This is a genomic window from Arthrobacter sp. UYCu712, assembly GCF_040547005.1.
GTDB lineage: Bacteria > Actinomycetota > Actinomycetes > Actinomycetales > Micrococcaceae > Arthrobacter.
In genome coordinates this window covers 393,310-402,187 of sequence record NZ_JBEPOZ010000001.1, presented here as the reverse complement: position 1 = coordinate 402,187, position 8,878 = coordinate 393,310, and the positions used below count along the sequence as shown (strand labels likewise).

General features: G+C 64.0%; 8 protein-coding genes. 1 reads left to right on the top strand and 7 read right to left on the bottom strand.

Annotation, left to right across the window (positions count from 1 at the left end; genetic code table 11):
- Window positions 1-151: 151 nt before the first annotated feature.
- The 3 genes from ABIB51_RS01935 to rfbB form a co-directional block, all read right to left on the bottom strand.
- Window positions 152-2,281 carry a zinc-dependent metalloprotease family protein gene (locus ABIB51_RS01935; RefSeq protein ID WP_354184899.1) on the bottom strand — a complete coding sequence of 710 codons (2,130 nt, stop codon included), beginning with the start codon at window positions 2,279-2,281 and terminating at the stop codon, window positions 152-154.
- A gap of 254 nt (window positions 2,282-2,535) precedes the next feature.
- Complete coding sequence (locus tag ABIB51_RS01930) at window positions 2,536-3,951, bottom strand: sugar nucleotide-binding protein (protein WP_354184897.1); 1,416 nt, start codon at window positions 3,949-3,951, stop codon at window positions 2,536-2,538.
- A gap of 3 nt (window positions 3,952-3,954) precedes the next feature.
- Entirely contained in the window at window positions 3,955-4,953 is a 999-nt protein-coding gene (rfbB, locus tag ABIB51_RS01925; protein ID WP_354184895.1) for a dTDP-glucose 4,6-dehydratase, read from the bottom strand.
- Between the two features lie 80 nt (window positions 4,954-5,033).
- Between rfbB and ABIB51_RS01920 the strand changes: the two genes are divergently transcribed.
- On the top strand, window positions 5,034-5,519 hold the full coding sequence (locus tag ABIB51_RS01920) for a hypothetical protein (RefSeq protein WP_354184893.1): 486 nt from the start codon (window positions 5,034-5,036) through the stop codon (window positions 5,517-5,519).
- A gap of 74 nt (window positions 5,520-5,593) precedes the next feature.
- On the opposite strand, the gene ABIB51_RS01915 is transcribed toward ABIB51_RS01920, so the two are convergent.
- The 4 genes from ABIB51_RS01915 to ABIB51_RS01900 all read right to left on the bottom strand — a co-directional run bounded on the left by ABIB51_RS01915 (window position 5,594) and on the right by ABIB51_RS01900 (window position 8,827).
- Window positions 5,594-6,688, bottom strand: coding sequence for an NAD-dependent epimerase/dehydratase family protein (locus ABIB51_RS01915; RefSeq protein WP_354184891.1), 1,095 nt, complete (start codon window positions 6,686-6,688; stop codon window positions 5,594-5,596).
- A 23-nt stretch (window positions 6,689-6,711) separates the two neighbouring features.
- Entirely contained in the window at window positions 6,712-7,599 is an 888-nt protein-coding gene (locus ABIB51_RS01910; RefSeq protein ID WP_354184889.1) for a glycosyltransferase family 2 protein, read from the bottom strand.
- A 74-nt stretch (window positions 7,600-7,673) separates the two neighbouring features.
- Window positions 7,674-8,075: a DUF2304 domain-containing protein gene (locus ABIB51_RS01905; RefSeq protein ID WP_354184887.1), complete on the bottom strand. Its 402-nt coding sequence runs from the start codon at window positions 8,073-8,075 to the stop codon at window positions 7,674-7,676.
- A 2-nt stretch (window positions 8,076-8,077) separates the two neighbouring features.
- Window positions 8,078-8,827: a glycosyltransferase family 2 protein gene (locus ABIB51_RS01900; protein WP_354184885.1), complete on the bottom strand. Its 750-nt coding sequence runs from the start codon at window positions 8,825-8,827 to the stop codon at window positions 8,078-8,080.
- Between the last annotated feature and the right edge of the window lie 51 nt (window positions 8,828-8,878).

The following is an 8,878-nucleotide window of genomic DNA, read 5'->3' as shown; positions in this document are numbered from 1 at the left end:
CCAAACCGGGAAATGCGGTGCCATCACAGCCCATGCCTTGTCAGAAATTTCCTGCCTTGCTGCCATGAATCAAGCCTGACGGAAATCAACCTTCAAAGGGTTTAGCAACACACCCTAGGAGTGCCGGACGCTATCCACGCCCGCTGGGGACTTACTTGTAGCTGATCGAGACGTCGTTCCACCATGGAAGCCATTTGATGGACCCGCCCTGGAACTGCTGTTCCGTCGCCCCCGAACCGATCGGGTACTCATTCGACACCGGGTATCCGAGCCGGCCATTTTCCAAGCCGGACTTCGCCCAGGCATTCCGGATCGGGCCCGTGGACGCCCATGATCCGGTGGTGGGGGACCATATGATGGCGCCGTTCTGGAACATCTGGTAGACGCCGCCGTTCTTCAACCCGCCGGCCTCATTGCTGGTCGGATAGCCCAGGATGCTTCCCTCGGCTCCCATCCCGTACCAGGTGCCGGCGATGCCGCCGGTCAGAACGCGTGCCCCGGACTGGGGCGACCACATGATCGAGCCCCGCTGGTACCACTGGAGGCATCCGCCGGCCAGCCGGCCGCAGGAAGCGTCGCTCGCCGGGTAGCCCAGGTTCCCGTACTCATAGCCGGTTGCTCCCCAGGCCCACCGGATATCGCCCTGGGATACCCTGGCTCCCGTGGCCGGGCTCCAGTGGATGACACCGCGCTGGAACTCCTGGTAGGTGCCGTTGTCCCTGCTTTTGATTTCCTCGGTCAAGGGATAGCCGAGTGTGCCGCTGGCTCCACCGAACGAGCGGTGTTTGTCCGCCATGGAGGCAAGCAGGGCATGTGCCCCTGCTCCCGGCGCCCACGTGATGGCGCCGCCCTGGTAGTCCTGGGTTACGCCGCCGCCGCCGGTGGAATACTCATCGGTCAGCGGATAGCCGAGCCTGCCGTTTTCGACCCCGTACTTCTGCCATACCCCGCGCAGTCCTTGTGAAGCGTGCGCACCGGTTTTGGGTGACCAGATCACGGCCCCCTCCTGGTACATCTGGTAGGCGCCGCCGTCCTTGAGTCCCTTGATGATTCCGGAGGTTGCGGCACCGAGTTCAGGGTGGCGTGCTGCTGCGGCCCTGATCTGCACAGTGCTGGAGGGCGGCTCAGTGACGGTGACATTCGCTGTCGCCTGCGAAACCCAGTTGACGGAGATCTGGACTCCGCCGTCGGTGGTGAACGTGCTTCCTGCCTGCCAGGCGTGGTTCTTGTTGTACCAGCCCAGGAACGGCAGGGTCGACGGCGGGATCAGCACCGAGGCGGCACCGCCCGATCCAAGGTCGGCCTTGAGGAACTCCAATCCCTTGTTGCCGGAAGCCGCGGTCGCGGCGTCGTATCCGACGGGCAGGCGGACCTGCACGTAGTAGACCTCGCCGGTTGTCGGATCGGTGAACTTCAGTGCGCGCTTCGCCTCTTTGCCGCCCCAGGCGTTGAGGGTGAAGCTGTTCTTCCCTTTCACGGTGCCGAGATTCCGGATCTCGTCTCCGCGCCCGAACCCGCCAAAATCGAACAGTGCGGCGTTCAGGGCCGGCTGCGCATACTGGCTCACGCCCATGATGTCCGTGCTGTCGCCGTACTCCCGGGACGTGCAGGCCCTGTCGGCCCAGGTCTGGCGGGTAGTGCGGGAAACGTCCGCTTTGCCGTTGGTGCACTGCAGGCTGTTCGCGTGCATCAGGCCAAACACGTGCCCGAACTCGTGGCTCACAACACTGTTGGTCAATCCGCCCGGCATCGGCATGAGGATTCGGCCGCTGCCGTTCCCGCTGGACCAGCCGCCGCCCTGGATTCCCCCCGAGCCCTGGTAATTGAGGTCGGGATGCGGGACAAAGGCGACGAGCACAGTGTTGGCGTCGTAGGACCACTTCAGCTCCCGGCTGATGGTCCCCATCATCACTTCAAAGGAATCCGTCGATCGTGCGGAGGACTTAAAGCCCTCAATTGTCCGGGCGACGTTCATCGATATCTTGTTATTGCTCGTCGAGCTCCAATAGCCGCTTGCGGCAGAAACCGACTTCCTGGCAGCGTCGAGGGAGATTGACTGGACGTCCTTGACAGATTTGTCGGCCAACTGCACGCTGACCACCGTGACCCCGATTTGTCCGGCGAATTCGGCGCGGGGCCGGGCCGTCCCCGGGGCCACCGGGGGCGTCGGAATCAGGTCGGAAACGGGCGGAGGAACCGGAGCCGGATCGTTGCTGAGGGGCGCGGCTGAGGCCACGCCCGCACCGATGGTGGCCATTGAAAGGACGGCCACCAAAGCCATCCCCAAAAGCCTGCGGAAAATCAAAAACCTGAGCATACGCATTGACCGTTGCACCCCAGCAATTTTAGGACTCTGCAAAGCCCCCCCTTTTTTATCTTCAGTTGTGGCACAGGGCCTAAGCGTGACCTGTCTGACGGCAGGCCGCGCAATATGCCATGTGCGCCCACAACATACTAAAGGGTGGAAGCAAAGGTAAAGGGCTATTCAGGAACTTCAGATTGCCGGGGCGCCCGCACCGCCCGGCTAACGCAGGATTAGTGCAATCTTTCCACGTATTCTTCCAGCGCGCGGGCCGCGCTCCGCGGGCTGAATCCGGCCAGTTTAATCTTGTCCAGATCGAGGACGGAGCCGGCCGGCCTGGGTGCGGCGGGCTTTCCGGCAAAATACGTTGCCGTGGAAACGCCGGTGACTGCGGACCTCGGACGTTCGAGGAGCGCGTACACGTCCGCGGCGATGTCCGCCCACGACTGCTGTTCGCCGTCGTTGCTCAGGTTGTAGACGCCGTAGTCCGCACCGGACGCCAGCAGGTGCCTGATGCCGGCGGCGATGTCCTCCGTGAAGGTCAGCCGCCCGATCTGGTCGTCGACGACGGACGGTTCGATGCCGCGCTCCGCAAGTGACGCCATGGTCCGGACGAAGTTGTTGCCCTCGCCGATGACCCAGCTGGTGCGCACGATGTAGTGCCGGGGAACGACGCTGACGACGGCGTCTGCCGCGGCCTTGGTCTGCCCGTAGACGCCCAGCGGTGCCACGGGTTCGGACTCGCCGTGCGTGGTGCGGGTTCCGTCGAAGACGTAGTCCGAGGACACGTGGACGAGGGTCAGGTCGTGCTCGACGGCGGTGCGGGCCAGGCGCGCCACGGCCGTGACGTTGACGGCCCAGGCGGCGGCCCGGCCTTCGGGCGTCTCCGCCGTGTCGACGGCAGTGTAGGCGGCCGCGTTGATGACCGTGGAGTAGTTCTTCCAGTTCCGGGCCTCGAAGGAATCTTCGCTGGCCAGGTCGAACTCGCTCCTGCCGGCAAACTCGACGGAAGCGTCGCCGTCGTACATTTTCCGAAGGGCCTTGCCGAGCTGGCCGTCAGCGCCGACCACAAGTGTTCTCTTCGCCGGCATCGGCACCACCGCAGCCAGGCGGGGGTGTGCCTTGTCCTTGTCGGAGAGTTCGGCCTGCTCCAGCGGGATGGGCCAGGCGATGGCGGCGGTCTGGTCGGCCAGGTTCAGGAAGGTGTACTGGCCCTGCGCGTCGGCGGACCAGTGGTCATTGACGAGGTAGGTGTAGGCGGTGTTGTCTTCCAGGGTCTGGAACGCGTTACCCACGCCGCGCGGGATGAAGATGGCCTGGCTGGGGTTCAGCTCCGCGGTGAAGACCGCGCCGAAGGACGGGCCTTCGCGCAGGTCCACCCAGGCACCGAATATCCGTCCGGTGGCCACCGAAATGAACTTGTCCCAGGGTTCGGCGTGGATCCCGCGGGTGGTCCCGGCCAACTCGTTAAACGAGATGTTGTTCTGCACCGGGCGGAAGTCCGGCAGTCCCAGGGCCACCATCTTTTCCCGCTGCCAGTTCTCCTTGAACCAGCCCCGGTTGTCGCCGTGGACGGGAAGGTCGTAGAGGACGACGCCGGGGATCGGAGTTTCGTGCGCTGTGAGCTTTTTCGAGAATTCGATCGACATTACTTACTGGCCCTGTTCCTTGTACTTGGCTTCCGTGGCTGCTTTCTGCGGGCGCCACCAGTCCTCGTTGTTCCGGTACCAGGCGATGGTGTCCTCGATTCCGGCGTCGAAATTGTGGAAGCGCGGCTCCCAGCCGAGTTCCTCGCGGAGCTTCGTGGAGTCGATCGCGTACCGCATATCGTGGCCGGGGCGGTCCACCACATGGTCGTAGGCGTCCGGGCCCTGGCCCATGTGCTTGAGGATCAGTTCGACGACGTCCTTGTTGTTCTTCTCGCCGTCGGCGCCGATCAGGTAGGTCTCGCCGATCCGGCCCTTGTCGATGATCGCCAGGACGGCGGACGAGTGGTCGTTGGCGTGGATCCAGTCGCGGACGTTCTCGCCCTTGCCGTAGAGCTTGGGCCGGATCCCGTCGATCACGTTGGTGATCTGGCGCGGGATGAACTTTTCCACGTGCTGGTAGGGCCCGTAGTTGTTCGAGCAGTTGCTGATGGTCGCCTGCAGGCCGAACGACCGCACCCAGGCGCGCACCAGCAGGTCAGAGCCGGCCTTGGTGGACGAGTACGGGCTGGACGGGTTGTACGGCGTCTCTTCCGTGAAGCGTTCCGGATCGTCCAGTTCGAGGTCGCCGTAGACCTCGTCAGTGGAGATGTGGTGGAAGCGCTTGTTCTGCTTGCGGGCAGCCTCGATCAGCGTGTAGGTGCCGATGATGTTCGTGTCCAGGAACGGGCGCGGATCGTGCAGCGAGTTGTCGTTGTGCGATTCGGCTGCGTAATGGACCACGACGTCAGCTTCGGCGACCAGCCGGTCAACGACGCCGGCATCGCAGATGTCGCCCTCGACCAGCCGGAAGCGGTCCCCGGGCAGGCCGGTCAAAGATTCCACGTTGCCGGCGTAAGTGAGCTTGTCGAGAACGATGACCTGATGGTCCGTATTCTCCAGTACGTAGTGGACAAAATTGGAACCGATGAAACCGGCACCGCCGGTGACGAGGAGTTTCTGCATCCATACAGCCTATCTGCCCTCCCCGGGACCGGCTGCGCAGATCCGGTAACGTAGAGGCTGTACATCAGCCAAGGAGCTTCATGCGACCCGTTCTTTCGGTAACGATTGCCCTCGTTGCCACGACCGCCCTATTGACCGCCTGCAGCATCGACGATTCGAAGAACCGGCCCACGATGACGCCCAAAGCCACCCCGACTGCGACGGTGTCCACGCCATACCCGGCGCCCGCGGGCGACCCGGACGTTCGGCTGACGGTGACGCTGCTTCCCGAGAACGCGGGCCTGGCGTCGACCCATCACCTCGTCTGCGTCGGTTCCTCCGCAGTGGACGGTACGGACGTTCCCGACGGCGACGAGGCCTGCCGGCTCGTCACGGAGTCCCCGGACCTGCTCGAACGCGAGCTGGCCAAGTCGGACGAGGAGTGCCGCGGGACCGGGCACCAGGATATCGCCGACGTGTTTGGCCAGGTGAAGGACAAGTCGGTGCGGAACAGTTTCCGCGCGGACAATTCCTGCAACACCGACACGTGGGAATCGCTGGAACCGCTGCTGGGACCCACCGACTGATCCAGGGTCCGGGACGTGACACAAAAAGGGGGCAGCCGCATCAGCGGCTGCCCCCTTTTGTGTCCCGTGGCAGATCAGGCGGGTTGCACGTCCGGCTGTTCGTCGATCCACGTGGCGAGCCGTTCGATTCCCTCGGCCAGGTTCACCTTAGGGCTCCAGCCCAGCACGCGCTGGGCGGCCTCGATGTCCGCCCAGGCGTGGCGGACGTCGCCCTGCCGGTACTGGCCCGTGACGTGGGGTTCCGGGGCACCGTAGTGGCCGGCGATCAGCTGCGCTGCGGTGCCGATGGTCTGGAACTCGCCGGATCCGATGTCCAGCGGTTCCTTGGACACGTCAGCCGACGTGGCGGCCGCGACGATCGCCGAGGCGATGTCGTCAATCAGGATGAAGTCGCGGCGGACGTCGCCGTCTTCGTACAGCGGGATGGACTTTCCGCTTTTCGCCATGCGGCAGAAGAGGCTCATGATGCCGGTGTAGGGATTGATCAGCGACTGTCCCGGACCGTACACGTTCTGGAGCCGGAGGATGGCGGTCTCCACGCCGTAGGCGTCTGCCCAGGTCTGCAGGATGTTCTCCTGTGCCAGCTTGGTTGCACCGTACACGCTGGCCGGCGCCGGATAGATCTCCGAAGCCTTCATCGCGGTCGGTTCCGCATCGGGGAAATCCCACTGCGACTGGTCCAGGGTTTCGCTGGTCCGCTGGCCCGGGTAGAACAGCGATCCGTCCTGCCTGCGCCAGGCACCCTCGCCGTAAACCGCCCGGCTGGAGGACAAGACGATGCGGCGGGGCAGCCGGCCGCTGCGGTTGAGGCCGTCCAGCAGCTGGGTCGTGCCGACGACGTTGACGTGTGCGTGCCGCGTGGACTCTTCGAGGGACTGCCCGGTGCCGGTTTCGGCGGCCAGGTGGATCACGACGTCGGGTGTCACGTCCTTGAGCAGCTGGTCCCATGTTTCCGCGTGGGTGACGTCTGCGACCACGAGCTCGGCGCCGCTGTCGAGTGCGGCCGGGCGGGCTCCGCTCGAGTGGATCTGGGGGTGCAGGTTGTCTACAACAACGACCCGGTCAAAATTCTCGACAAGGGCCGGGGAAATCGCGCAGCCGATGAATCCAGCACCGCCGGTGACGACGACGGTGCCACCGGGGCGAAGGGCATTACTGGTTTGGGACACAATGGACCTTTCGGAGCGTGTTGTTAGGAACCGATCGAATGGCGGGCGAGGGCGTAGCAGCCCGCCTTGTCGCGACGCACGGCAGCCTTCGGCAGGAGCGCGAACGCGTGGGCCCGGGATGTCAGCCTGAGTTTCGCCGAGCGCTCGGCTTTCTTCCAGCCGAGTTCCCTGGCCTGCGCTGCAGCGACTGCAAAGTAGCCCCGCTCGCCGTCGAACCGGGACCCGTCGATCAGCTTGGCCGACGACGCACTGTTGGAGTGCCGGCGGTAGGAGAAGCAGACTGTCGGGACGACCAGGAGCTGGGCGCCCCGGTAGATCATGTCCATGACCAGGGCGAGGTCCTGGATGATGGGGAAGCCATCCCGGAATTCGACCTCGCGGATTTTCTCCGTCCGGAACGCAAGGGACGGCCAGTACAGCCAGTCGCCGTGCATGAGGTTCGAGGCAATTGCCTCCCCTGCCAGGATCTGCATGCCGCCGCCGCGGGGCCGGACGAGCTTTTGCTTGACGACGTCAACGAGGGTGCGTGTGGGCCGGCCTTCGCCGTCGATGACGCGGACACCCGGCTGGATGATGGCGGCGTCCGGGAACTGGGCGTGCGCGTGCGCGATCACATCCACGTAGTTCGGCAGGAGGACGTCATCGCAGCCCAGGATCACCATGATGTCCTGGGTCGCCATCGCAACGCAGCTCCGGTAGTTCGCCGTGATGCCCTCGTTGACGTCCTTCCGGACGTACTTGACGCGGGGGTCGGTGATGGAGGCCATGTAGTTCGTGATCTCAGGATCAGGATAGGCGTCATCCACGACGGTCAGGAGCCAATCCGGGTTGTCCTGTTCCAGGACGCTTTGTACTGTTTCCTTCATGTACGCGGGGTCGCCCCAGTACGGAACGAAGATATCGACTGCCATTGCTGGTCCGTTCTTTAGAGCTGCAGATGGGCACCGGATGGACCCTGTCCCTGGTCCGGTGCTGAATTCTTGCGTTATTCGATCGGTTTTTTGAGGCCCTCTGCTGCGCCGTGCTGACGCGCCAGATCGGCGTCGAGCCGCGCTTCCAGGCGTTCCAGGTCAGCGCGGAGGATCGCCGATTCCTCGGCCAGGACCCTCGTCTCGTCTTCCACCACGGAAATCTCCCACGAAAGGTGCAGGCAGACGCCCAGAGCAAGGAGGATGCTGAGCGCAAAGAGCAGGTTGGACGGGACCTGCACGCCGAGTGACTTGGCGATTCCGGCCAGCAACTGCGGAAACGCCGCCAGGACCAGCGTCGCGAGACCGACAACGAGCCACAGCGCAGCGTACTTTTCCCGCAGGACCTTACGGCGGAGCATCTCAAAAATAACTACGACTATCAGGAGTGCCAAAACGAAGGCCACGAAGATGCCCATGATCATATCCCTTCGGTGAAGACCTTCCGGTCTTCTAAGTGGGAGGGCTTGCGCGTAAGCGCGAACAGCAATGCGAACACGGACCGGCCAAGATACACAGCGGCCTTTGCCGGGTTGTGGCTGGGCTGGCCGCCTTGCCGCGGACGCATCTCGACGGGCACCTGGGTGACAACGCAACCCGACTTGATGGCCACAACCAGCGAGTCGATGGTGTCTCCGAGGTACTCGGCCGGATAGTGGTCAATGAACTGGGAGATCCCGCGGCTGTTCGCCGCTTTGAAGCCGGACGTGACGTCGGTCAGCTTCTTGCCGGCCATCGCGGAGATGACGCGGGCAAGGAAGACCATGGCCCATTTGCGGGGTCCGCGTACGACGTAGTTGCCTTTGTCGGCAAACCGCGCGCCGATCGATATGTCGGCGTGGGCCAAACCGTCGAGCACCCGCTGGATGTCCCTGGGGTCATGCTGGCCGTCGGCGTCGACCTGGATGACGGCGTCATAGCCGTGCCGCTGGGCGTATTTGAAACCTGCCCGCATGGCGCCGCCGACTCCGATGTTGAACGGCAGCTCAAGGACCTGGGCGCCGGCGGCGGCCGCTGCTGCGGATGTCGCATCCGTTGATCCGTCATTGACGACGAGGACATCGTAGGAGACCGGCTGTGCCAGCACCTCGCGGACTGTTGCAGCTACTGACTCTGCTTCGTTCCAAGCCGGCATGATGACAAGCGCGCGCGTGAAGGGGGGGCGGGACATATAAACCAATCTATACCAATGAGGAATGCTGAACTAAGCCCGCGAAGGGGC

Excerpts from the sequence above, each read along its gene's own strand:
- ABIB51_RS01935 (WP_354184899.1), bottom strand. The coding sequence starts at position 2,281 with ATGGCTTTGGTGGCCGTCCTTTCAATGGCCACCATCGGTGCGGGCGTG.
- ABIB51_RS01930 (WP_354184897.1), bottom strand. The coding sequence starts at position 3,951 with ATGTCGATCGAATTCTCGAAAAAGCTCACAGCGCACGAAACTCCGATC.
- rfbB (WP_354184895.1), bottom strand. The coding sequence starts at position 4,953 with ATGCAGAAACTCCTCGTCACCGGCGGTGCCGGTTTCATCGGTTCCAAT.
- ABIB51_RS01920 (WP_354184893.1), top strand. The coding sequence starts at position 5,034 with ATGCGACCCGTTCTTTCGGTAACGATTGCCCTCGTTGCCACGACCGCC.
- ABIB51_RS01910 (WP_354184889.1), bottom strand. The coding sequence starts at position 7,599 with ATGGCAGTCGATATCTTCGTTCCGTACTGGGGCGACCCCGCGTACATG.
- ABIB51_RS01905 (WP_354184887.1), bottom strand. The coding sequence starts at position 8,075 with ATGGGCATCTTCGTGGCCTTCGTTTTGGCACTCCTGATAGTCGTAGTT.
- ABIB51_RS01900 (WP_354184885.1), bottom strand. The coding sequence starts at position 8,827 with ATGTCCCGCCCCCCCTTCACGCGCGCGCTTGTCATCATGCCGGCTTGG.